This window comes from Microbacterium wangyouchuni, assembly GCF_051546305.1.
Lineage (GTDB): Bacteria > Actinomycetota > Actinomycetes > Actinomycetales > Microbacteriaceae > Microbacterium.
In genome coordinates this window covers 315,835-340,275 of sequence record NZ_JBPTMA010000003.1, presented here as the reverse complement: position 1 = coordinate 340,275, position 24,441 = coordinate 315,835, and the positions used below count along the sequence as shown (strand labels likewise).

20 protein-coding genes are annotated in these 24,441 nt (G+C 67.2%); 10 read left to right on the top strand and 10 right to left on the bottom strand.

Annotated features, from left to right (window positions below; all coding sequences use genetic code 11):
* Positions 1-47: 47 nt before the first annotated feature.
* From ACSS7Z_RS08210 to ACSS7Z_RS08175, 8 genes are all read right to left on the bottom strand, one after another.
* Positions 48-1,214 (bottom strand): thiolase family protein, encoded by a 1,167-nt coding sequence (locus tag ACSS7Z_RS08210; protein ID WP_438254025.1) that lies wholly within the window; start codon positions 1,212-1,214, stop codon positions 48-50.
* Positions 1,215-1,292: 78 nt separating this feature from the next.
* Positions 1,293-2,180, bottom strand: a complete 888-nt coding sequence (gene mmsB / locus ACSS7Z_RS08205) for a 3-hydroxyisobutyrate dehydrogenase (protein WP_438254023.1) — start codon at positions 2,178-2,180, stop codon at positions 1,293-1,295.
* Positions 2,177-3,364, bottom strand: a complete 1,188-nt coding sequence (locus ACSS7Z_RS08200; RefSeq protein ID WP_438254022.1) for an acyl-CoA dehydrogenase family protein — start codon at positions 3,362-3,364, stop codon at positions 2,177-2,179. The genes mmsB and ACSS7Z_RS08200 overlap by 4 nt, the downstream gene beginning before the upstream one ends.
* 14 nt (positions 3,365-3,378) lie before the next feature.
* On the bottom strand, positions 3,379-4,881 hold the full coding sequence (locus tag ACSS7Z_RS08195; RefSeq protein WP_438254020.1) for a CoA-acylating methylmalonate-semialdehyde dehydrogenase: 1,503 nt from the start codon (positions 4,879-4,881) through the stop codon (positions 3,379-3,381).
* Between the two features lie 94 nt (positions 4,882-4,975).
* Positions 4,976-5,422 (bottom strand): hypothetical protein, encoded by a 447-nt coding sequence (locus ACSS7Z_RS08190; RefSeq protein WP_438254019.1) that lies wholly within the window; start codon positions 5,420-5,422, stop codon positions 4,976-4,978.
* Positions 5,423-5,779: 357 nt separating this feature from the next.
* Complete coding sequence (locus ACSS7Z_RS08185; protein ID WP_438254018.1) at positions 5,780-6,874, bottom strand: phosphotransferase family protein; 1,095 nt, start codon at positions 6,872-6,874, stop codon at positions 5,780-5,782.
* Entirely contained in the window at positions 6,871-8,070 is a 1,200-nt protein-coding gene (locus tag ACSS7Z_RS08180; RefSeq protein ID WP_438254017.1) for an acyl-CoA dehydrogenase family protein, read from the bottom strand. Before ACSS7Z_RS08180 ends, ACSS7Z_RS08185 begins: the two co-directional genes overlap by 4 nt.
* A complete protein-coding gene (locus ACSS7Z_RS08175) occupies positions 8,067-8,834 on the bottom strand; it encodes an SDR family oxidoreductase (RefSeq protein ID WP_438254016.1) in 768 nt (255 codons plus the stop codon). Before ACSS7Z_RS08175 ends, ACSS7Z_RS08180 begins: the two co-directional genes overlap by 4 nt.
* Before the next feature lie 156 nt (positions 8,835-8,990).
* Between ACSS7Z_RS08175 and ACSS7Z_RS08170 the strand changes: the two genes are divergently transcribed.
* The 4 genes from ACSS7Z_RS08170 to ACSS7Z_RS08155 are packed head-to-tail and all read left to right on the top strand — an operon-like array spanning position 8,991 to position 14,624.
* Complete coding sequence (locus ACSS7Z_RS08170; RefSeq protein WP_438254014.1) at positions 8,991-10,142, top strand: acyl-CoA dehydrogenase family protein; 1,152 nt, start codon at positions 8,991-8,993, stop codon at positions 10,140-10,142.
* A gap of 30 nt (positions 10,143-10,172) precedes the next feature.
* The gene (locus ACSS7Z_RS08165) at positions 10,173-11,381 is read left to right on the top strand and encodes an acetyl-CoA C-acetyltransferase (protein WP_438254013.1); all 1,209 of its coding nucleotides are present in this window, start codon (positions 10,173-10,175) and stop codon (positions 11,379-11,381) included.
* Positions 11,382-11,403: 22 nt separating this feature from the next.
* Positions 11,404-13,635, top strand: a complete 2,232-nt coding sequence (locus ACSS7Z_RS08160) for a 3-hydroxyacyl-CoA dehydrogenase NAD-binding domain-containing protein (protein WP_438254011.1) — start codon at positions 11,404-11,406, stop codon at positions 13,633-13,635.
* Positions 13,632-14,624, top strand: coding sequence for an NAD(P)H-dependent flavin oxidoreductase (locus ACSS7Z_RS08155; protein WP_438254009.1), 993 nt, complete (start codon positions 13,632-13,634; stop codon positions 14,622-14,624). The genes ACSS7Z_RS08160 and ACSS7Z_RS08155 overlap by 4 nt, the downstream gene beginning before the upstream one ends.
* A 49-nt stretch (positions 14,625-14,673) precedes the next feature.
* Here the strand turns inward: ACSS7Z_RS08155 and ACSS7Z_RS08150 are convergent, their stop codons facing one another.
* Entirely contained in the window at positions 14,674-15,279 is a 606-nt protein-coding gene (locus ACSS7Z_RS08150) for a TetR/AcrR family transcriptional regulator (RefSeq protein WP_438254008.1), read from the bottom strand.
* Positions 15,280-15,394: 115 nt separating this feature from the next.
* Between ACSS7Z_RS08150 and ACSS7Z_RS08145 the strand changes: the two genes are divergently transcribed.
* Positions 15,395-16,885 carry an aldehyde dehydrogenase family protein gene (locus tag ACSS7Z_RS08145; RefSeq protein WP_438254007.1) on the top strand — a complete coding sequence of 497 codons (1,491 nt, stop codon included), beginning with the start codon at positions 15,395-15,397 and terminating at the stop codon, positions 16,883-16,885.
* 115 nt (positions 16,886-17,000) lie between these two features.
* Here the strand turns inward: ACSS7Z_RS08145 and ACSS7Z_RS08140 are convergent, their stop codons facing one another.
* Positions 17,001-18,212 (bottom strand): TetR/AcrR family transcriptional regulator, encoded by a 1,212-nt coding sequence (locus tag ACSS7Z_RS08140; protein ID WP_438254006.1) that lies wholly within the window; start codon positions 18,210-18,212, stop codon positions 17,001-17,003.
* Between the two features lie 186 nt (positions 18,213-18,398).
* Here ACSS7Z_RS08140 and ACSS7Z_RS08135 point away from each other — a divergent pair, with 186 nt between their 5' ends.
* Genes ACSS7Z_RS08135 through ACSS7Z_RS08115 form a run of 5 tightly spaced genes read left to right on the top strand, consistent with a single transcriptional unit; the run spans position 18,399 to position 24,440 of the window.
* Positions 18,399-19,991, top strand: a complete 1,593-nt coding sequence (locus tag ACSS7Z_RS08135; protein ID WP_438254005.1) for a long-chain-fatty-acid--CoA ligase — start codon at positions 18,399-18,401, stop codon at positions 19,989-19,991.
* Between the two features lie 3 nt (positions 19,992-19,994).
* Entirely contained in the window at positions 19,995-21,584 is a 1,590-nt protein-coding gene (locus ACSS7Z_RS08130) for an alcohol dehydrogenase catalytic domain-containing protein (protein ID WP_438254003.1), read from the top strand.
* 32 nt (positions 21,585-21,616) lie between these two features.
* Positions 21,617-22,909 carry an ABC transporter substrate-binding protein gene (locus ACSS7Z_RS08125; RefSeq protein ID WP_438254002.1) on the top strand — a complete coding sequence of 431 codons (1,293 nt, stop codon included), beginning with the start codon at positions 21,617-21,619 and terminating at the stop codon, positions 22,907-22,909.
* A gap of 59 nt (positions 22,910-22,968) precedes the next feature.
* Positions 22,969-23,736 (top strand): ABC transporter ATP-binding protein, encoded by a 768-nt coding sequence (locus ACSS7Z_RS08120; RefSeq protein ID WP_438254001.1) that lies wholly within the window; start codon positions 22,969-22,971, stop codon positions 23,734-23,736.
* The gene (locus ACSS7Z_RS08115; protein WP_438254000.1) at positions 23,733-24,440 is read left to right on the top strand and encodes an ABC transporter ATP-binding protein; all 708 of its coding nucleotides are present in this window, start codon (positions 23,733-23,735) and stop codon (positions 24,438-24,440) included. Before ACSS7Z_RS08120 ends, ACSS7Z_RS08115 begins: the two co-directional genes overlap by 4 nt.
* The last annotated feature ends 1 nt before the right edge of the window (position 24,441 follow it).

The window sequence follows — 24,441 nt, the reverse complement described above, 5'->3', positions numbered from 1 at the left end:
GAGTCTAATCTGCATGAACTTCAGATCGCGCCCTTTGCGCATGGACGTCACCGTTCCAGCACAACGGCAAGCCCCTGACCGACGCCGATACAGATCGCGACGACTGCAATGCCGCGGCCTCGCCGGCGCAGTTCGTGCGCGGCATGGCCGATGATCCGGCCACCGGAAGCACCGAGCGGGTGCCCGATTGCGAGTGCACCGCCGTGGATGTTCAGCTTCGCCGGATCCAGCTCGGGCCAGCCGCGCAGGCATGCGAGCGACTGCGACGCGAACGCCTCATTCAGCTCGACGAAGTCGACATCCGCCCATGTGCGACCGGCACGCACCAGCGCCTTATTCGCCGCTTCGATCGGAGCGATCGGGAATTGGTCCGGGTCAACACCGTGCACCCCGCGGCCGGTGATGTACGCGAGTGGTTCGACATCGAGCGCCCCCTCGCCGCCCAGTAGCACGGCCGATGCCCCGTCGTTGATTGACGATGAGTTCCCCGCAGTCACTGTCCCGTCCGCGACGAACGCGGCTGGGAGACGCGCCAGCTTCTCGACTGTCAGACCATCTCGAACACCTTCATCCCGGAGGAGCTCCGCACCCGGGACCTGCACGATCTCACCGTCGTATACACTCGCAGCCCACGCCCTGGCCGCGAGTTCGTGCGAACGTACAGCGAAAGCGTCTTGCTCCTCGCGCGTGATGCCCCACGTGATCGCAGTCGTCTCGGCTGCTTCACCGTTCGAGAGCGTCCACTGCGTCGGCAACGCTTTATTGGTCATGCGCCAGCCGAGAGTGGAGTTCCACATCGTCTGACTCCCGATCGTTGGGAACGGCTTTGCAGACTTCTCCACTACGTACGGAGCACGAGTCATAGACTCAACGCCGCCAGCCAGGATGATCTCGGCATCGCCAGACTCAATGGCCCGAGCCCCCTGGATTACCGCCTCCATGCTCGACGCACAGAGCCGGTTCACCGTCACACCGGTCACCGTTGTCGGCAATCCCGCCAACAGCGCTCCGAGTCGCGCCACGTTCCTGGAGTCTTCGCCAACTTGGATCGCATCGCCAAAGATGACATCGTCGATGCGCGCGGCGTCCAACCCGACGCGTTGCACAGTCGCTCGCATCACGGTCGCCGCAAGATCGTCTGGACGAACTCCGGCGAGCCCGCCACCCGCACGCCCGAACGGCGTGCGCACAGCATCGTAGATGTATGTCGTCATGAATATTCCAATCGCGCGCGCATCTCTATGCGCTCCATAGATCCCTGGGTTTTCCGAACAGGATGGTCCAAAACGCCCTCACACGTTCCCGTCGCGGATGTCGGTGATGATGCCGGAGAAGTCACGCCCCGCGCCATCGCCGGCCGCGAACGCCGCGTAGATCTGTTGGGCGAGCATGCCCATCCGGGCATCCGTTCCCGTTCCCTCGATCGCCTGCAACGCCAATCCGAGGTCCTTCGCCATCAGCGCACCAGCGAATCCGGGCTGGTAGTCGCGGTTCGCGGGGCTCGTCGGCACCGACCCTGGCACCGGACAGTTCGTCGTCAGCGCCCAGCACTGCCCTGAGGCGTTGGCTGCCACATCGAACAGCACCTGGTGCTCGAGGCCGAGCCGCTCGCCCAGCACGAATGCCTCAGCCACCGCGATCTGCGACACCGCGAGGATCATGTTGTTGCATACCTTCGCCGCCTGCCCGAGCCCTGGCCCACCGCAGTGCACAATGCGCTTGCCCATCGCCTCGAGCAGTGGCAGAGCCGCATCGAAGTCCTCCGACGAGCCTCCGACCATGAACGCGAGGGTGCCGTTCTCCGCTCCGACGACGCCGCCGGATACCGGGGCATCCACGCTGCGATGCCCGGCATCCACCGCCAACGCGTGAGCGGTCTGCGCCTCGTCCACCGCGATGGTAGACGACTCGATGAACAGCGTGCCCGGCTTTGCTGCAGCCAGCAACCCGCCCTGATACGCGTCGATCACGTGCTTGCCCGCCGGGAACATCGTGATCACGACACCCACGTCGGCCACGGCATCCACAGCACTTTCTGCGATCGGGATACCGGCCGCCTTCGCCGCCTCAATTGCCGAAGGAACGAGGTCGAAGCCGTGCACGTCGTGACCGGCCCCCACCAGATTGACGGCCATCGGCAACCCCATATGCCCGAGACCCAAGAACGCGATGCGACTCATGATCCGCTCCTCATCGACGCGGATCCCGCCGGTCGGAGCATCTCGCGCCCGACAATGAGCCGCATGATTTCGTTGGTTCCCTCCAGAATCTGGTGCACTCGCAGGTCGCGCACGACTCTCTCGATCCCGTAGTCCTGAAGGTACCCGTACCCGCCGTGCAGCTGAAGGGCACGATTTGCGATGTCGAATGCGGCATCGGTTGCGAATCTCTTCGCCATCGCACAGCGCATCGTGGCATCCGGCGCGTGGTCGTCGACCGCCTGAGCGCCGTCGCGAACCATCAGCCGTGCTGCCTGCAACTCTGTGCGCATGTCGGCGACCGTGAAGAGGATCGACTGTTTCTCGGCCAACGGATCACCGAAGGCGACACGCTCCTGCACGTACTGCACCGCGCGATCGAGCGCCCACTGCGCCCCGCCCAGCGAACAGGCTGCGATGTTCAGTCGGCCGCCGTTGAGCGCTGACATCGCGATGGCGAACCCCTGGCCCTCGTCGCCGAGCATCGCGGATGCCGGCACCCGCACACCATCGAGGATGACCTGCCTGGTGGGCTGCGCGTGCCACCCCATCTTCTTCTCGAGCGCGCCGAAACTCAGCCCCGGGGAATCGGCTGGGACGAGAAAAGCGCTGATGCCGCGGGCTCCGGAGGACGCTTCCCCGGTGCGCGCCATGACCACGTACACACCTGCTTCGCCGGCGCCGGAGATGAACTGCTTCACCCCGGTGATCTCGTACTCATCGCCGTCGCGCCGAGCGCTCGTGGTGATCGCGGCGGCGTCGGATCCCGCGCCCGGCTCCGTGAGGCAGTAGCTGCCGAATTCGGCCATCTCCACCAGGTCCGGAAGCCATCGCGCGCGCTGAGCGTCGTCGCCGTAGGTGTCGATCATCCAGGCGACCATGTTGTGGATCGAAATGTATGCCGCGAGCGTCGGGTCACCCTGGGCGAGTTCTTCGAAGATCGCCACGGTATCGACCCGCCCGAGGCCGGTGCCGCCAGATTCCTCGCGCACATAGATGCCGCCGAGCCCGAGCTCTCCGCCGCGGTGCAGCGCCTCGCGCGGGAAGATGTGCTTCTCGTCGCGTTCGGTCGCAAACGGCGCGAGTTCGGTATCGGCGTACTCACGGACGGCGCTCAGGATCGCTTCGCGCTCTTCGACTGTGGCGGGTGATGTGGTTGTCGTCATGTCGGCATCCTGGGTCAGTGCATGGTCGGGATGACGAAGCTGGCGCCCTCGCGGATCCCCGCGGAGGGCCAGCGGCTCGTCACCGTCTTGGTCTTCGTGTAAAAGCGGAACGCATCGGTGCCGTGCTGATTCAGGTCACCGAAACCGGACCTCTTCCATCCGCCGAAGGTGAAGTAGGCGATCGGCACCGGAATCGGCACGTTGACTCCGACCATCCCGACGTTCACGCGTGCGGTGAAGTCGCGGGCGGCGTCGCCGTCGCGGGTGAAGATCGCCACGCCGTTTCCGAATTCGTGATCGGATGCCATCGCCAGCGCCTCTTCGTAGTCCGTAGCGCGCGCGATCACGAGAACCGGTCCGAAAACCTCTTCACGGTAGATCGCCATGTCGGTTGTGACGTGGTCGAACAGGGTCGGACCGAGGTAGAAACCTTGTTCATGCCCGGGGACGGTGAGGCCGCGTCCGTCTGCGAGCAGCGTTGCGCCCTCATCGATTCCCTGCTGGATGTACCCCTCGATACGCTCCACCGCAGAACGCGCGATCAGGGGCCCGTAGTCGACATCTTCCGCAAGCGACGGGCCCACGCGCAGTTCACTTACCCGTTCAGCGAGCTTCGCGGCAAGTGCATCCGCGGCCTCCTCGCCGACCGGCACAGCGACCGAGATCGCCATGCAGCGCTCCCCTGCCGAGCCGTAGCCGGCTCCGATCAGGGCATCCGCGACCTGGTCGAGATCAGCATCCGGCATGACGATCATGTGGTTCTTGGCACCGCCGAAGCACTGCGCGCGCTTGCCGTGCGCCGTTGCCGTCGTGTAGATGTACTCGGCGATCGGGGTCGAGCCGACGAAGCCGATGGCCTGCACGCGCGGATCCGTCAACAGGGTGTCAACGGCCTCTTTATCGCCGTGCACGACGTTGAAGATGCCAGCGGGAAGACCAGCCTCGAGGAACAGCTCGGCAAGACGCACCGGAACCGAGGGATCACGCTCACTGGGTTTGAGGATGAAGGCGTTCCCCGCCGCGAGCGCGGGCCCTGCCTTCCACAGCGGGATCATTGCCGGGAAGTTGAACGGCGTGATGCCGGCGACCACTCCGAGTGGCTGACGCATGGAATATACGTCGATCCCGGTACCGGCGGCCGTGGAGTACTCCCCCTTGAGCAGATGCGGCGCACCGGCGGAGAACTCGATCACTTCAAGGCCGCGCTGGATGTCTCCCTTCGCATCGTCGAGGGTCTTGCCGTGTTCGCTGGATAACAGCCGCGCCAGCTCATCCATATCGCGGTGGACGAGTTCGAGGAAGCGCAACAGCACCCGCGCGCGCTTCTGCGGATTGGTCGCTGCCCACGCCGGCTGCGCAGCTTCGGCGTTCGCGATCACCTCGCGCACCTCGTCGGCCGAGGCCAGCGGCACCTGTGCCTGCACCTCGCCCGAGCTTGGGTCGTAGACGTCGTTGAAGCGGCCAGCATCCGGGGTGAGGAGCGATCCGCCAACAAAATGAGGAATGGTACGAATCATTGTGTAATGTCCCTTCGTGCCTTCATTGGCACGATGTTCACATTACGCGGATCTCCTGAGATTTACTAGGGGGCCCTTGTATATGCCGCCGGCGTCACAGGTAGTCATCGGGGTGCAGTTGGCGCACACCACGCGAGTGCACGACGAACTGGGCGCGCAGGGGGATCTCCATCTCGGCCGCTGCTTCCGCCATCGCTCGCGCCCAGGAGCGATCAACGTCGACCACCGCGCTGGGTCCGCGACGCTCCCAGGCGAGGATCACGCTGGCGTTTCCGGTCGCCTCCAGCATCAGCCCGGCGCGATTCATGAGCAGATAGGCGTTGGTGACAGCGCCGAGGTCGTCGAGTTCGACGACGGCGTTCGGGTCTACGGGGTAGTCGCTCATCGGCATGAACGGATCTCCGAGGCATCCGCGATCATCCATGAACATCAACCACATCTGCCGTTGATTCGCGCGCTGCAGCAGGAGCTCCAGAACATCGCGCAGGTCGTCATCACTGTCGAGGACTCGGTCTTTGAGGTGCGGGGTTGTATTTGTCATGCCCCGATGATGACTGTTCTGCGCGGAGGACGAGCCCGGAATTCCGCGGCCTGTGCACAGATCGCCACGATCCGACGACTGTGCATAACAAGTCGCCGCCCTTTCGTTGAGTGCTGTTCACCATCCGGACATGTGCGCCGATTACAACTGCAGATGTGCGGAAGGTTCAGACCGGATCGGGTAGTCGTAAACGTCCCGCACAATGGTGAGCACAGCTCCCGCCGCGGTCATCAGACCGCGAAAGGACCCCCGCCGAATCGGGTCGGCGGGGGTCTTCCTCTTTCGAATCGCTCAAAGTGCTCCGTTCGACGCCGAATGGAGCACTTTGAGCGATTCGAACGGCGGGTTCAGCCCCGGCTACCGGGCTGCTGCCGCCGCTGCCGCAGCAGCAGCCAACAGCGTCGGCACCCCGACCTCCAGCGTCGGTCCGAAGGTGTCACCGGGACGCTCGCCGTCCAGCCAGCGCGTGTAGATGGCCTCGCAGAACACGGCGGCCTTCCACAGCGCGAGCACCTCGTACCAAGACAGCGCCGAGACGTCCGCGCCGGTGCGGGCGACGTACCGCCCGACCAGCTCCGCTCGTCGCGGATACCCCTCCCCGCGGGTCACGGTCGTCAGCTCGAGCGGTGTGGGCGCGGCATCCGGGCTGGCATACGTCGCAACGAGATAGCCGAGGTCGGCGAGCGGGTCGCCGAGCGTCGCCATCTCCCAGTCCAGGATCGCCTGCACCTCCGCCGGCCCCGACCCCCGGAACATCAGGTTCCCGATGCGGTAGTCGCCATGCACGACGGATGCCCGCGCCGAGACCGGCAGGTTGCCCCGCAGCCACTCGGCGATGCGGTCCACCTCGGGAAGTGTCCGCCGCGACGCCTTCGGCCACAGAGATGCGAAGCGCTCCACCTGCCGGCCAAGATACCCGTCCGGGCGGCCAAGCCCGGCCAGATCGCCCGCGCTGACATCGAGCGCGTGGAGCCCGGCGAGCGCGTCGACGGCCGCGAAGGGAAGCGCCGTACGACCCTCATCAGTGTCGAGGTGCGTCGGCATCAGATCGGTGACGACCTCTCCGTCGAGATGCTCCATGACGTAGAACGGCACACCCAGCACGCTCTCGTCATCGCACACGTCGACGATCGTCGGCACGGGCACCCCGTCTGCGGCGAGTAACCTCTGGACCCGCGCCTCGCGCAGCATGTCGTGCGTTGACGGCGGGAGCGGGGGCCGCGGACCCCGGCGCAGCACGAGCCTGCGGCCGGCAAGCTCGAGCAAGAAGGTCACGTTCGAGTGCCCCTCGCCGATCCGGGCCCAGCGGATCTCGCCCCCACCGATTCCGGCCAGCCCCAGCCCGACCGAGGCGAGACGCTCGCCGAGCGGTTCGAGCACGAGCAGCGGGGGCCGATCCAGCAGGGCCGCTTCATCCCACGTGCGTACCACCTCGAGGTCGGTGGCGTTCATGGTGCACCTCCGACGATGTCACGGCGGGGTTCCCCGGCATCCACAGCCCGCTGCCGAGCCTTCGCGGCCCGTCGTGCAATCGCCCAGCGATGCGTCTCGCTCGACCCGTCGTAGATCCGGAACGGCCGCACCTCGTTGAGGTACTGGATCAGCGGCAGGCCGGAGCTCACTCCGTCGCCGCCGCACAGCTGGACTGCACGATCGATCACCCGGAACACCGCCTCCGAGCAGTGCACCTTCGCGATCGATGACAGCGCGGCACCGGCACGCGGATCGTCGTCGAGCACCCGCGCGGCACGGTCGATGATCGCGGCGGACGTCTCGATGTCAATCGTGCTGTCCGCGATCATCGCCTGCGCAACGCCGAGGTCAGCGAGCTGCGCTCCGAAGAGTGAGCGACCGTTGGCGCGGTCGAGGCTGATGTCGAACGCCCGCCGCGCCAGCCCCAGCCAGCGCATGCAGTGCGTGAGACGTGCGGGCCCGAGCCGCACCTGCGCGTAGCGGAAGCCCGCGCCGGGTGTGCCGAGCACGTCGGCGTCGGGCACGAACACATCACGGAAGACGACATGCGGATGCCCGCCGGCGATCGCCGCCTCGATCGTGCGGATGCCGGGACCGATGCGCACGCCGTCAGCCGAGAGCGGCGTCAGCAGCATCGTCGCCCCGGCCGGATGCTCGCCGTCCGCGGCCGTGCGCGCCATCACGATCGCGAAGCTCGCGCCCTCGGCCCCGGAGATGAACCGTTTCTTACCGCTGATCCTCCAGCCGCCGTCGACGCGCTCGGCGACGGTGGCCAGGGCATCCGGGTCGGACCCGGCGCCGGGGTGCGGCTCCGTCATCGCGAACGACGAACGGACACTGCCGTCCACCAGCGGGCGCAGGTACCGCTCTTTCTGGTCGTCGGTGGCGACGACTTCGAGCAGTCGCATGTTGCCCTCATCGGGCGCCATGCAGTTGAGAACAGCTGGTCCGATCAGCGAGTATCCAGCCTCCTGGAACACCGGCGACCATTCGGGCAGCGACAACCCGAGACCGCCATACTCGCGCGGCGCGTGCGGCGCGTACACCCCGGCGGCCTTCGCCTGGGCGCGCAGGCCCTGCAGCGCGGCACCCGACAGTGTCTCGCCCCAGCCGGGTTCGGCGGGGATGACGACACCCCGGACGAAGGCGCGCGTGCGCGCAACCAGGTCGTTCATGCCGTGCCTCCGGCGTTCAGCAGTCCGCCGTCGAGGTTGAGAACCTGCCCGGTGACCCACCCCGAGCCGTCGACGCAGAGATAGGCGACGGCATCCGCCACGTCTTCCGGCGTGCCGAGTCTGCCCATCGGATAGTCGGCGGCGATCTCGCCCTCGCGTCCCTCGTACAGCGCGCGGGCGAACCGCGTCTTCACGACCGCAGGTGCCACCGCGTTCACCCGGATGCGCGGTGCGAGCTCGACCGACAGCGTGCGGGTGAGGTGACTGACGGCCGCCTTGGTCACGCCGTACCAGCCGATGCCGGGAGAGGGCACCTCACCGGTGACGGAGGAGACGTTGACGACAACGCCGGCGTTCGGCTGCGCGCCGAGGCCGGCACCCACCGCCTCCTGCGTCCAGGCGAGAGTGCCGATGACGTTGACCTCGAGCACCTTGCGCGCGGCATCGAGGTCGAGGCCGGCGAGCGTACCGTAGACCGGATTGATACCGGCGTTGTTGATGAGGATGTCGAGGCGGCCGAACTCAGTCGCGATCCGTTCGAACACCTCGGCGCGGTGCACCGGATCGTCGGCAGCCCCGGCGACGCCGATCGCGCGGTCTCCGAGACCGTCGACGGCTTCGGCCAACTGCTCCTCGCGGCGGGCAGTCAGGCACACCGAGGCGCCGTCCGCGATCAGGCGCTGCGCAATAGCCAGCCCGATCCCCCTACTGGCGCCGGTGATCAGCGCCGTGCGCCCGGTCAGCGGTCCATCGACGTGCGTCATGAAGATCTCCCTTGATCAACTCGATTTCTCTAATCTTCATTAAACTTCCCTCCTTGTGCAAGCTGTTCCTGATTGGATTACTCGGGCTTGACTCCTAAAATTTTGAATGCATAATAAAAACTGTGACCGCGACGACGCGGAGAAGGAGAGACGGCGATGGCGCTGACACGAGACCTATACGACGACGACCACGAAGAGTTCCGCAACATCGTGCGCGAGTTCGTCGAGCGCAACGCCAAGCCCAATGCCGAGCGCTGGGATGCCGAGGGCGTCGTCGACCGCGAACTGTTCACCGCGGCAGCCGAAGCCGGCATTCTCGGGTTCTCGATCGATGAGGTGTACGGCGGCGGCGGCACCGACGACTTCCGATTCAACGCGATCATGGCCGAGGAGCTGGCGAGCAACCCGGTCTCAAGCGGCATGGCCGGCATCGCCCTGTCGAACGACATCACCATCCCCTACTTCACCGACCTCACGAATGACGAGCAGAAGCAGCGCTGGCTGCCCGGCATCGCCGCGGGCGAGCTCATCACCGCGATCGCGATGACTGAACCCGGCACCGGCAGCGACCTCGCCGGCATCCGCACCACCGCCGTGCGCGATGGCGACGACTACATCGTCAATGGCTCGAAGATCTTCATCTCCAACGGCCAGAACGCCGATCTGATCGCCACGGCCGTGCGCACCTCGCCCGACCCGCACAAGGGCCTCAGCCTGATCGTCATCGAGCGCGGCATGGCCGGGTTCTCACGCGGCAAGAACCTCGACAAGGTCGGCCTGCACGCACAGGACACCAGCGAGCTCATCTTCGAGGACGTGCGGGTACCGGCATCCAATCTGCTCGGCGAAGAGGGCGCGGGCTTTCTCGGCCTCATGAAGAACCTGCCTCAGGAGCGCCTGTCGATCGCTGCGGGAGCTGTGGCATCCAGCGAGGGCGTGCTCGCCCGCACCCTCGAATACGTGCGCGACCGCACCGCCTTCGGAAAGCCGATCGGCTCGTTCCAGAACACCCGATTCGAACTGGCCGAGATGGTCACCGCGACGCAGGCCAGCCGCTCGTACGTCGACCAGGCGATCAAGCAGCACAATGAGGGTGCACTGTCGGCGGCGGATGCCTCGGCGGCGAAGTTCTGGACCACCGAGCAGTACGTCGACATCGTGAACCGCTGCCTGCAGCTGCACGGCGGATACGGCTACATGCAGGAGTACCGCATCGCCCAGGACTACCTCGATGCGCGAATCACCACCATCTACGGAGGAACGACAGAGATCATGAAGGAGATCGTCGGTCGGGACCTCGGCCTTTAGTCATCCCCGCATAGGAGCAGGAGAAGGAACATGACAGACGCGTACATCTACGACGCCGTGCGCACGCCCCGTGGCAAGAACCGCGGTGGCGCCCTGCACGGCACCAAGCCTGTCGACCTCGTCGTCACGCTGATCGACGCGATCCGCGACCGCAACCCGGAGTTCGACACGAGCAGGGTCGACGACATCGTGCTCGGCGTCGTCTCTCCGGTCGGCGAGCAGGGCGGCGACATCGCCCGCACCGCCGCACTCGTGGCGGAGCTGCCCGAGACCGTCGCCGGCGTGCAGATCAACCGGTTCTGCGCCTCAGGCCTGGAGGCCGTGAACCTCGCAGCCCAGAAGGTCGCCTCAGGATACGAGGACCTCGTGCTCGCCGGCGGCGTCGAGTCGATGTCGCGGGTGCCGATCGGATCGGACGGCGGCGCCTACGCGCAGGATCCGACCACCGCCTACGACAACTACTTCGTGCCGCAGGGCATCGGCGCCGACCTCATCGCCACGATCGAGGGCTTCAGCCGCGAGGACGTCGATGCCTTCGCCGCCCGCTCGCAGCAGCGCGCCGAGACCGCGTGGCAGGAGGGGCGCTTCGACAAGTCGATCGTGCCGGTGAAGGACTTCAACGGCGTCGTGCTGCTCGACACCGACGAGCACCGCCGTCCGGAGTCGACCGTCGAATCGCTCGGAAAGCTGCCCGCGAGCTTCGCCACTGCCGGTGCACAGGCCGGCTTCGACGCCGTGGCCCTGCAGAAGTACCACGCCGTCGAGCGCATCGAGCACGTGCACGGCCCCGGCAACTCGTCGGGGATCGTGGATGGCGCGGCTCTCATGCTCATCGGATCGGGTGAGGCCGGAAAAGCCGCAGGGCTGAAGCCCCGCGCCCGCATCGTCGCCACGGCCGTCATCGGCTCCGAGCCGACCATCATGCTCACCGGCCCCACTCCGGCGACACAGAAGGCCCTGGACCGCGCCGGAATGACGGTGGACGACATCGACCTGTTCGAGCTGAACGAGGCATTCGCGGCCGTCGTCATGAAATGGCAGAAGGATCTCGGCATCCCGGACGACAAGGTCAACGTCAACGGCGGCGCCATCGCGCTCGGCCACCCGCTGGGCGCGACCGGCGCGATGATCCTTGGCACCCTGCTCGACGAGCTCGAGCGACGGGACCTCAAGCGCGGCCTCGCCACGCTCTGCGTCGGCGCCGGCATGGGAATCGCCACCATCATCGAGCGGGTCTGAGACGAAAGGTCTGAGAAGAATCATGAGCATTGCAGAGAACGTCGCAGCAACCACTGACGTGTACACCGGCTACGCCTGGGATCTGGATACCGACGGCATCGTCACCGTCACGATGGATGACCCGAACGCCGCGGTCAACACCATGAACCCGCATTTCGTCGCATCCCTCGAGGCGACCGTTGGCCGACTGGAGGCCGAACGCGAGAACATCGCCGGCGTCATCCTCGCCTCGGCTAAGAAGAGTTGGTTCGCCGGCGGAGACCTGAACCTGCTGCGCGCGGCGGATCCCGCGAAGGCAACGGAGGAGACCGCGCACATCGATCACGTGAAGGCGCTGCTGCGCCGGATCGAGCAACTGGGCAAGCCGGTCGTCGCCGCCCTCAACGGGACCGCGCTCGGCGGCGGCCTCGAGGTCGCCCTCGCCGCGCACCACCGCATCGCGGCTTCCGACGCCCGCGGCGCCCAGTTCGGCCTCCCCGAGGTCTCGCTGGGCCTGCTTCCCGGCGGCGGCGGTGTGACCCGCACCGTGCGGATGCTGGGACTTCAGAAGGCCCTGCAGGAGGTCATCCTCCCCGCAACCCGCTTCCGCGCCGATGACGCTCTCGCCGTGGGGATCATCGACGAGGTCGCTCCGCTCGCGGAGCTGGACGCCCGCGCCCGCGCCTGGATCGCCGCGAACCCCGCACCGGTCAAGCCCTGGGACGAGAAGGGCTTCCGCCTCCCGGGCGGCGCCCCGACCTCCCCAGGCGTCGCCGCGCTCCTCCCGGGGATGCCGGCCCTGCTGCGCAAGCAGCTCAAGGGCGCTCCGATGCCCGCACCTCGCGCGGCGATGGCTGCGGCCGTCGAGGGCGCCTACGTCGACTTCGACACGGCATCCCGCGTCGAGACGCGGTACCTGGTGAGCCTCACCCACGGTCAGGTCGCGAAGAACATGATCAAGGCGTTCTTCTTCGACCTGCAGGAGATCAACTCCGGCGGCAGCCGCCCTTCGACAGGCTCAGGGAACGGAGAAGCGAACGGCGAGCCGTTCCCGAAGTTCACCGCCACGAAGGTGGGCGTCGTCGGCGCGGGCATGATGGGCGCCGGCATCGCCTACGTCTCGGCGAAGGCCGGGATCGAGGTCGTACTCAAGGATGTTTCCACCGAGGCCGCTGAGACGGGCAAGGACTACTCGCGCCAGCTCGAGGAGAAGGCGCTCGCGCGTGGCAAGACCACGCCGGAGAAGTCCGAGGCACTGCTGGCGCGGATCCACCCGACCGACGATGCCGCCGACTTCGACGGCGTCGACTTCGTCATCGAGGCGGTGTTCGAGTCGGTGCCGGTGAAGCAGGGCGTCTTCCAGGAGATCGAGGATGTGGTGAAGCCGGATGCTGTGCTCGGATCCAACACGTCGACGCTGCCGATCACCGAGCTCAGCGAGGGTGTGAAGCGGCGCGAAGACTTCATCGGCATCCACTTCTTCTCCCCCGTCGACAAGATGCCGCTCGTGGAGATCGTGCGCGGCGAGAACACCGGCGACGAGGTGCTCGCGAAGACGTTCGACTACGTGCAGCAGATCCGCAAGACGCCGATCGTCGTCAACGACTCCCGCGGATTCTTCACCTCGCGGGTCATCGGCAAGTTCATCGCCGAAGCGGTCGCCGCGGTCGGCGAGGGCGTGGAGCCGGCTTCCGTCGAGCAGGCGGCTCTCCAGGCCGGATACCCGGCGGGCGCCCTGCAGCTGTTGGACGAACTGACGATCTCGCTGTCGCAGAAGATCCGGCAGGAGACCCGCGCGGCCGTCGAGGCCGAAGGCGGTGTATGGGTCGAGCATCCCTCCGAGGCGATCATGGACTGGATTGTCGACGAACAGAAGCGCCCGGGCCGCAGGGCCGGAGGCGGATTCTACGACTACTCCTCCGAGGGCAAGCGGGGCGGCATCTGGCCCGGTCTGCGCGAAAAGTACGACTCGGGACGCACGGTGCTGCCGCTTGTGGATCTGCAGGAGCGGATGCTGTTCGCCGAGGCTCTTGACACCATCGACTGCCTTGACAACAACGTGCTCACCTCGGTCGCCGACGCCAACATCGGCTCGATCTACGGCATCGGCTTCCCCGCTTGGACCGGTGGTGTACTGCAGTACGTGAACCAGTACGAAGGCGGGCTGGCGGGCTTCGTCGCCCGCGCCCGCGAACTGGCAGCCGCCTATGGCGAGCGCTTCGCACCGCCCGCGTCACTCATCACCCGCGCGGAGTCCGGAGAGGAGTACCGATGAGCGAGACGCGGACCGTGCCCAGCCTGCGCACCCCGTTCACCGAGGCGCTCGGCATCGAGCATCCGGTCGTCCAGGGCGGCATGATGTGGGTCGGCCGTGCCGAGCTCGCCGCGGCCGTCTCGGAGGCCGGCGGTCTCGGGATGATCACCGCGCTCACGCAGCCGACGCCGGCCGATCTCGTGAAGGAGATCGAGCGGGCACGCACGCTGACTGACAAGCCGTTCGGGGTGAATCTGACGATCCTGCCCTCGATCAACCCTCCACCCTACGACGAGTACCGGCGAGCGATCATCGATGCGGGCATCACGATCGTGGAGACCGCGGGCTCCAGCCCCGAACCACACATGGACATCTTCAACGCCGCAGGCGTCAAGGTCATCCACAAGTGCACCTCGGTGCGCCACGCTCTCAAGGCACAGGCGGTCGGCGTGGCCGCGGTCTCGATCGACGGCTTCGAGTGCGCCGGCCATCCGGGAGAGGACGACGTCCCCGGACTCGTACTGATCCCGGCTGCGGCCGATGCGCTGGAGATCCCGTTCATCGCCTCCGGCGGTTTCGCGGACGGGCGCGGTCTCGCCGCCGCTCTCAGCCTCGGCGCACACGGTGTGAACATGGGCTCGCGCTTCATGAGCACGATCGAGTCCCCGATCGCGCAGGCCGTGAAGGAGCGGATCGTCGAGGCGTCAGAGCTCGACACGAACCTCATCTTCCGGAGCCTGCGCAACACCGCGCGGGTCGCGAAGAACGCCATCTCCGACGAGGTCGTGCAGATCCTCGCCGATGGCGGGCAGTTCCCCGACGTGCAGCCACTCGTCGCCGGCGCCCGCGGACGCAAGGTCTTCGAGGATGGAGACCTGGATGCCGGAATTTGGACTGTCGGTCAGGTCCAGGGCATCATCCGGGACATTCCGAGCGCGGGAGATGTGGTGCGTCGCACCGTCGCACAGGCGCACCTGGTCCTCACCGAACGTCTGGCGATGTTCGGTTGACACTTCCACCCCGTCCGTATGGTGCTCGGCGCCATGCGGACGGGTATTCTCACGGCTGGGCGAAGGTCCCGAAGCGGACCATATCCTGCGCACTCCGGACGAGGTCGTCCAGCGATCGCGTCCGGGGGTTCCACCACTCCACCGCCCAGTTCATGGAACCGAGCAGCAGCAGCCGGAAGACATTGATGTCGAGTCCGTCGCGCAGCTCACCAGCATCCTGCGCGGCGAGGAAGAGCTCGCGCCAGTAGCGGCTGTACGCCCCCTCCTCCGCAGCCGGGCGCACGCGCAGATGCTCCGGAACCTGTCCGGCGTTGCGCACGGAAGCGGTCGTGTAGTCGGAGATCTGCAGCTCGTAGCGCAGGTGGGCGTCGACGCCAGCAAGGATGCGGTCGCACGCAGTAGCGTCATCAGGGAGCGCCTCGAGCGTCTCCTCGACGTGCACGCGCACACGGTGAGCCCCCGCCCACATGACCTCCTCGACGAGCTCGTCGCGTGAGGAGAAATAGTAGTAGATCGCAGGCGCCTGGACGCCGGCCGCCTCGGCGACGTCGGTGAGCCGCGTGCCGGCATAGCCTTTGCGGCTGAGCACCTGAGCTGCGGCATCCAGAATCCGCTGGCGGGTACGCGCCGACTTCGATGTCTGCTCCATCGTCATTCGATCATTCTAACCGTCATTCGAAAAGTGTCGCCGCCTCTTGCCCTGCGAACACAACGCCGCTAACGTGAATCTTGATTAACTTTTTCTCAATGAAGAGCAAGAGGTGCCCAACATGACCACCACCCGTGAAGAAACGTCCACCGGACTCGTCACCCGCGATCCGCGCGATGAGCGTGTGATCGCCGAGTACGCCCTCGAAGACGACACCCGCGTCGTCGAGCGCGTCCGCATCGCCCGCGAGGCCGCCGCCTGGTGGTCGCACCAGGGCTTCGACGGTCGCAAGCGCACATTGCTCGCCTGGAAGGGCGCGATCGCCCGCGGCGCCCAGGATCTCGCCGCGATCATCTCTCGCGAGACCGGCAAACCGTCCGGCGACGCCCTACTCGAGGTAATGCTCACGCTCAGCCACCTCGACTGGGCCGCCAAGAACGCCCACCGCGTACTCAAGCCGCGTCGAGTCAAGGCCGGAATCATCAACTACAACCAGAAGGCCACGCTGCGCTACGAACCGCACGGCGTCGTCGGCGTCATCGGCCCGTGGAACTACCCGCTCTACACGCCGATGGGATCGATCTCGTACGCACTCGCCGCCGGGAACGCCATCGTGTTCAAACCCAGCGAGCTCACCCCGGGCACCGCTCGCTGGATCGAAGCCCGCTGGAACGAGGTCGCCGACCGCCCCGTACTGCAGGTGACCACCGGCGATCGCACCACGGGCGCCGCACTCGTGCGCGCCGGCGTCGACAAGGTCGCCTTCACAGGATCCACGGCGAGCGCGAAGCGCGTCATGGCCGCATGCGCCGAGACACTCACCCCACTGGTCGCGGAGTGCGGCGGCAAGGATGCCCTGATCGTCGCGGCAGATGCCGACCTCGACTCCGCCGCGGACTTCATCGTCTTCGGCGGCCTGGGCAACGCCGGCCAGACCTGCGTCGGCGTCGAGCGCGTCTACGCGGTGCGTTCGGTCCGTGACGCGCTGGTCGAGAAGGTCGTCGAGCGCGCCAAGCGCCTGCGCCTGGACGGAGAGGACCCGTCTTACGGCCCACTCACCCTCGCCTCACAGTCCGAGATCATCGCCGATCACGTGGCGGATGCCGTCGCCAAGGGCGGCCGCGCGGTGCTCGGAGGTCCGGAGTCTGTCGGCGGCCGCCGCGTCGCCCCCATCGTCCTCGTCGACGTACCGGAGGAGTCGGATGCCGTGCGCTGCGAGACCTTCGGGCCGACGGTTGTGATCAACGCCGTCGCCGACCTCGACGAGGCCATCACCCTCGCGAACGCGACGGATTTCGGCCTCGGAGCCGCGATCTTCACGAAGAGTGCGAAGACCGGCGAGGCCGTTGCCGCGCGACTGAAGTCCGGCGTCGTCACGATCAACTCCGTCCTCGGCTTCGCCTCGATCCCCGCGCTCCCTTTCGGCGGCGTGAAGGGTTCGGGCTTCGGTCGCATCCACGGCGCCGATGGCCTCCGCGAGTTCAGCGTGCCGAAGTCGGTCGCCCGCCAGACCGGCAAAGCGGCTCTCAACCTGCTGACGATGGAGCGCAGCGACCGCGACATGCACCTCGTGGCGAAGATGATCCCCATGCTGCACGGACGCAGCCGCTGAGCTTCGCGTTCACAACTCCTGAGGAATGGTCGTTCTCGGCACGTCGCGGTGCGAGATGGTGCGGCTCCATCGCGCAGGCGCAACGGAATCTCAGGAGTTGTGAACGTACGGGGGCTCAGCCGATCCCGAGCACGGTCTCCATGAACCCGGCGAGCCGTGCGGCGGCGGCCTCATCGCGCGCGGACAGCAGCGGCATCTCATCCGTGATGACACTGAAGCCCGCATGCACGAGCACCGCGGCCTCGCGGCCGCCGAGCTCCGGGCGGACGGCCTGCAGCAGCGCGGTCCAATCCGCGACGTGCGCGCGCTGCATGGCGCGTAGGCGGCGCTGATCCTCGGGTGCGAGGTTGCCGAGCTCGGAGAAGTAGATGCGCATCAGCGCGAGGTTGCGGAACGAGTGGTCGACATATGCCCGGCACAGCCGGCGCAGCGCCTCATCCGGTGTCACCGATGACTCGCGCACGCGCAGCACCGCGCGCTCGAGCGCCACGGCCGCACGGTCGCAGGCAGCCAGGAGGACGGCGGGCTTGCCATCGAAGTGCCGGTAGACGCCGGAGGGGGTGAGGGAGACCTCGGCGGCCAGATCCTCGATCGTGACCTCGTTATAGCCGCGTGCGGCGAACAGCCGGATCGCAGTGTCCACGAGCTGCTCGCGGCGCCCAGTGGGGGCATCCGACTCCTCGACGAAGTCGCCCCCGGCGGGAATGGATGAGGTGATCGCCGGGTCGATGTCGAGCATCCGCCAGGCCGCTTCCCTGAGCAGAGCCCGCAGGCTCCGCGCCGCGACGACCGTGCGGTGCGCGGTGATGCTGGCCACCACGCTGAGAGCTGCGAGCACGATCAGCCGGCGCTCGGCGTCGTCGACGTCGGGACGGTAGATACGGTGCGGCGCCTCGAAGCGCTCACGCAGCAGGCGGAACCGGCCGGTGAGCTGTTCCCGGTCCCCTCGTTCGAGGTAGCGCCCCTCCCAGCGATAGATGCCGCCGATCGCGCGCAGCTCGACAGTCGTAGCGATGATGTCGTCGAGCAGCTCATCCAGTGCAGCGCGCGCGTCGGTCGCGGTCTCCACCGGCTGCGCGGCGGCATCGTCCGTCGCCTCGATCAGCTGCTGCACGAGCGCGAAGGCGGTGCGCATGAACAGGGCGTACTTGTTCGGGAAGTGCCGGTACAGCGCCGGGGCCGAGATTCCGACGGCATCCGCGATGTCCTGCATCCCGACCGCGTGATAGCCGTTGCGCGCGAACGCGGACGCCGCCGCCTCCTGAATGTGGCGCTTGCGATCGCGCGGACGCGTGCGATTCGCGGGGAGGCCGGCGGATGAGGGCATGTCCCACAGCCTACCGGGGCGCCGCCGACCTCCTGATGTGATTACTCATTAACTTCTAGCGACGCGCGGATGTGAATGTCGATTAACAAAACGCGTGACAACCGGCGCGGACGATGGCATACTCATGGCAAGCCCCGCCGCGACGATGCGGTGAAGATACACAGACGTATGAAAGGGACCAGCCCGATGTCCGAGCAGAACGCCACCGCGATTCCCGCGGCGGTGCGCCGCAACCACTGGATGAACCAGGTCGCAACGCACGCCGAGATGAAGCCAGACGAGACCGCCTTCAAGTTCCTGGGCGAGGTGACCACCTGGCGCCAGGCCGCCGACCGCGTGGATTCCTTCGCCGCAGCCCTCGCCCGCCGCGGAGTCGGCTTTGGTGACCGCGTGCTGCTGCTGACTCTGAACCGTCCGGAGGTCGTGCTCTCCGTCTTCGCAATCAACCGCCTCGGCGCGATCGCCGTGCCGATCAACATCCGTCTGACCCCACCCGAGATCGCCTACATCGCGGACGATGCCGATGCCGACGTGCTGATCGTCGAGGCGCCACTGGCGCCGCTCGTCGGCGCTGTCGCCCAGGTCACGGACCGCATCAAGAAGGTCATCGTGATCGGCGGTCCTTCAACAGGCTCAGAGACCGGGGATGCCGAGTCCTGGGCTGACCTCGTCGTCGAGGACCCGGAGGGATTCGAGTACCCCGACGTCCCCGAAGACACCACGGCCCTGATCATGTACACCTCGGGTACGACCGGTCGCCCGAAGGGCGCGATGCTCGACCACGTCAACCTTTTCGCGCAGTCGCTCACCCTGTTGCGCGTGAACCAGGTCTTCGGCGAAGACGACATCGCGTTCATGACCGCTCCGCTGTTCCACATCGCGGGCCTCGGGTCGATCGCACCGAACTTCGTCATCGGCATCCCGACCGTCATCCACCCGCTCGGCGCGTTCAACCCGACGGAGCTGCTGGACGCCTGGGAGAAAGAGAAGGCGACGATCGTCTTCAACGTCCCGCAGCAGTGGCAGGTAATCTGCGCCGACCCGTCCATCCCTGACCGTGATCTCCACCTGCGCATCATCAGCTGGGGCGCGGCCCCGGCGTCCGACACCCTGCTGAAGCAGATGTCCGACTGCTTCCCGAAGGCGACGAATGTCGCGGTGTTCGGCCAGACCGAGATGACGCCGATCACCTGTGCGCTCAGCGGCGAGGACTCGCTGCGCAAGCTCGGCAGCGTCGGCAAGCCCATCCCGACCATCCAGTACCGCGTCGTCGACGAAGACTTCAACGACGTCGCTCGCGGCGAGGTCGGCGAGATCCTCTACCGGGGCCCGAACCTCATGAAGGGCTACTGGCGAAAGCCCGCCGAGACGGCTGAGGCATTCGAGCGCGGCTGGTTCCACTCCGGAGACTTGGTCCGCCAAGACGAGGAGGGCTTCGTCTGGGTCGTCGACCGCAAGAAGGACATGATCATCTCGGGTGGCGAGAACATCTACTGCGCTGAGGTCGAGAACATCCTGGCCGCGCATCCGAAGATCCTCGAGGCCGCCGTGTACGGCCGCGCTGACGAGCGTTGGGGTGAGATCCCGGTTGCGGCCGTGGCGGTGCGTCCCGGTGCGGAGCTCACCCTCGACGAACTGCAGGGATGGCTCAGCGACAAGCTCGCGCGCTTCAAGCAGCCCAAGGCGCTCGTCACCATCGGCGCTCTGCCCCGCAACGCCGGCGGCAAGGTCAACAAGGTCGCGCTGCGCAGTGCCGACCGCGAAGAGGCTGTGATCTAGACAATGAATGCAGCTGTGGCCGCGCTCGTCCGGGAGCGCGGCGGACCCGTCGCGCTCTCGGACGTCTCGGTGCGCGAGCCCGGCGCGGGCGAGATCCTCGTCCGTATCCATGCCTCCGGGGTGTGCCCGACCGACCTGTTCGGTATGTCCGGCGGTGCCGGCGATCGCTTCCCGGCCGTCTTCGGCCATGAGGGTGCAGGAACCGTCGAGCGCGTGGGTCCGACCGTAGAGAACCTGCGGGTCGGGGATCGGGTCGTGCTCAGCTTCGACGCCTGCGGCGGGTGCCCCCGGTGCGATGAGGGGCACCCTGCGTACTGCGAGCGCTTCGCGGAGCGCAACTACGACCCGCGATCGGATGCTACGAGCAGCGACGAGCCCGTCACGACGGGCTGGATGGCGCAGTCGTCCTGGACGACCCTCGCCCTGGCCCGGGCATCGAACGCCGTGCGAATCCCGGACGACGTTCCGTGGGAGGTCGCCGCTCCCCTGGGCTGCGGCATCCTCACCGGTGCCGGCACCGTACTCAACGCGCTGCGCCCCGGCCCCACTGACTCTCTTCTCATCATCGGCGCCGGCACGACCGGACTCGCCGGCATCATGGCCGCCGCCCACCGCGGTGTCGGGCGGATCATCGTCAGCGACCCTGATTCCGAGCGGCGGGCGCTCGCGCTCGAACTCGGCGCCACCGAGGCGTTCGCCCCCGACGGGCTCAACCCCCGTCGGCTCGGCGTCACGCACACGCTCGACACCGTCGGGCGCCAGGAGACGATCGATGCGGGTCTCGCGGCCCTCGCTCCGCTGGGCGTCTGCGCCACCGTGGCGCTGCACGCCGGATCCAACCGGGTGACCCTCTCGCAGTCACAGCTGCTGTGGGGCCGGACCCTCACCGGCGTGATCGAGGGCGACGCGCAGATTCACCGCGACATCGCGCTACTCATCGTCCTGTGGCGTGCGGGTCGTCTGCCTGTCGAGAAGCTCATCCGCCGCTATCGCTTCGACGAGATCGGCACCGCCATCGACGACGCCTGCGCCGGGCGCGCGATCAAGCCCGTGCTCATCATGGACGACGCGGATGCAGCCGCCGAGGTGCCGGTGGCGGCGGTGGAGCTCATCGAGCTCCTACGCGCGGGGCGCATGGGCGCCGAAGATCTCTCGCTGCTGTGGCGCTCGCTGCCCCCGGTGGCGCCGGACGAGCTACGCGGACTTTGGCGGGGCGTCGGCCTCAGCCCCGCCCATCGCACGCACCGGATGCTGCAGCACACCGGCTGGTTCGGCAAACTGTTCCGCTCCGATGACGATGTCGTCCCGCTGGTCTGCGAAGGGTTCGACGGCGTCTTGTCTGCGAACGTCGCGCTCGCCCACGGCGGTGCGATGCTGCGAACAGTCGAGCACGACGGCATTCGCACCGCCGCCATGTCGTACGACGGGATGCCGGTCATCGACCTGTTCACCCGCATCTCCCCCGACGCCGTCCTCGGCGTCATGACTGGCCGAGGCGCCGCCGATGACGACGGCGCCCTGTACTTCTTCGCGCTCGAGAAGGTCGGCGACCGCGAAGTCCTCATCCCCGACCACATCCCACGCAGCACCTGAATCACCAGCACCTGATCATTCGAGGAGGAATGATGTCCACACTGCGCAGCACCCGAAACCGCGCGCTACCGATCGCTCTCGTCGGCACCCTGGCCGCGGGCCTCATCCTGTCCGGATGCGCCGGACGAGGCGACGACGCCACCGCCGACACGGCCCCGGCCGACGGCGCAGCAGCCTGGGCCGCTTGCAGCCCCGGCTTCACCGACACCACGGTGACGATCGGCACCAGCATCCCGCTTTCCGGTCCCGCCGCCACCTACGGCGCCATCGCGCAGACGATGAAGGCCTACTTCGACGACATCAACGCCGCAGGCGGTCTCGAGTTCGCCGACGGCAACAAGCGTGAGGTGACGATCGAGATCATCGACGACGGCTACGACCCGGCGAAGACTGCGACGAACGTGCGCACTCTCGTTGAGCAGAGCGAGGTCTTCGCGCTCGCCGGCGTCCTCGGCACGGGCGCGGCCATCAGCGTCGCCCCGTACGTCGAGGAACAGGGCGTGCCGAACCTGTTCACCGGAACGGGGTCCGACGCGATCCTCACTCTCCACGAGGAGCAGCCCTCGCTGACCACCGGCTTCATGCCCCAGTACGGCTTCGAGGTGAAGGCGCTCTCGGAGTACCTCATCGAGAACCACCCGGGAGCGAAGGCAGCGATCCTCTATCAGAACGACGACTTCGGCGAGAGCATCCGGGCTGGCTTCGAGACCGCTTTCGAAGGCACCGACATCGAGATCGTGGCCGCAGAGCCCTACGAGCTCACCTCGGCGACCGTCGACAGCCAGGTCACGAACCTTGCAGCATCCGGTGCGGACGTGTTCTTGAACTGGGCCGTCGGCGCCTTCGCCACCCAGTCACTGAAGAAGAAGCTCGAACTCGGCTGGGATGCGACGACTGTGATCAACGCACCCGCCGCCGACGCGACCTTCTTCCTCAAACCCGCTGGCCCCGGAGCTGCCGATGGCGTCGTGTCGATCGCGTACACGAAGGACATCACCGATGCGTCGCTCGCCGGAGACGCCGGCTTCGATGCCTGGACAGAGTTCGCCGCCGCTCACCCCGATGAGGTCAACGCACTGTCCGCCCCGGCTGCTGCCGGTTACCAGACAGCGCAGCTGCTCGAGGCGGCACTCCTGGGCCTGGAGGACTGCACGCGAGAAGCGCTGCTCGAATCGGCATCCTCATTCGACGCCGTCGAACTCGACCTCTCGCCGGTAAGCATCACGACCACCGCGGACTACCCGTTCGCGTTCCGCGAGCTGGGCATCCAGATCTTCAACGGCGACAACTGGGATCTCACCGAGGACACTTACACGGTCGACTGACGATGCCGGTGGGCCCCCGAACGGGAACGGGGACCCACCGACTCCACCTGGGAGGTGACATGGACGCGCTGCTCGATGTGCGCGACGTCCGACTCTCGTTCGGCGGACTGCAGGCTCTGGATGGTCCGAGCTTCCAGGTTTCCGACGGCGAAGTCGTGGGACTGATCGGTCCCAACGGTGCTGGGAAGACCAGCCTGTTCAACTGCATCGGCGGGCTCTACCGCCCGCAGAGCGGCAGCATCAGAGTCGCGGGCACGGAGGTGACGCGCATGCCCCGGCACCGTATCAGCGGTTTGGGGGTGAGTCGCACTTTCCAGAATCTCGGGCTCCTGCCGTCGCAGACGGTACGCGAGAACGTGCTCGCCGGCGGATACCACACCACTCGCGGGGGCTTCTGGGCAACTGCCCTCGCGCTCCCGCGCATCGCCGAAACCGAGCGAGCGCTGCGTGCCGGGGCCGATGCGCTGCTTGATGAGCTCGGGCTCTCCGCCGTCGCGGACCGGGTCGTCGCAGCATTGCCGTTCGGCACGCTCAAACGCGTCGAGCTCGCGAGGGCCCTGCTGAGCACCCCGCGACTGCTGCTCATCGACGAACCGGCGAACGGTCTGATCCACAGCGAGGTACACGAACTGGGCGAGACGCTCCGGCGTCTGGCGACCGAGCGCGGCACGGCGATCCTGCTCGTCGAGCACCACATGGGCCTGGTGACCAGCGTCTGCGACCGGGTCGTGGTGCTGAACTTCGGCCGCCTCATCGCCGAAGGCGACCCGCAGACCGTTGCGCGTGACCCGGAGGTCGTCGCCGCCTATCTGGGGAGCGTCGCATGAGCCTGCTGAGCGTCGAGATCGATGCGGCCGGGTACGGTCCGGTGACGATCCTCCGCGATATCCGCTTCGAGGTCCCCGATGGCGGGCGCCTCGTCATCCTGGGCGCGAACGGAGCCGGCAAGACGACCACCCTGCGCACACTCTCAGGGATGTGCCGGATGGAGGGCTCGATCCGATTCGACGGACGCGAGCTCGCCGGTCTCCCTCCGTACCGCGTCGCCGCCGCCGGCATCGCCCATGTCCCGCAGGGGCGAGGGACCTTCGGCGACCTCACCGTGCGCGAGAACCTGCTGGCCGGCGCCACGATGCGCAGGGCCCGGGATGCCGCGGCCGACGCCGACCGCTGGCTGGACAGGTTCCCGCGTCTCGGCGAGCGCAGCGCGAGGCCAGCATCCGGACTCAGCGGCGGCGAGCAGCAACTGCTCGCGATCGCCCGCGCCTTCATGGCCGATCCGCGACTGGTACTGCTCGACGAACCCTCGTTGGGGCTCGCGCCGAAGATCACGACCGAGCTGTTCGCCACGCTCGACGAGCTCTCGCACGAGCGCGGCACGGCACTGCTGGTGGTCGAGCAGAACGCCAAGCTCGCCCTCGAGATCGCCGAGGAAGCCCTGGTGATCGAGAGCGGTGAGGTGACGCTGCGCGGCGCGGCATCCGATCTGCAGAACGACGACAACGTGCGCCGCGCGTATCTGGGAGTGTGAG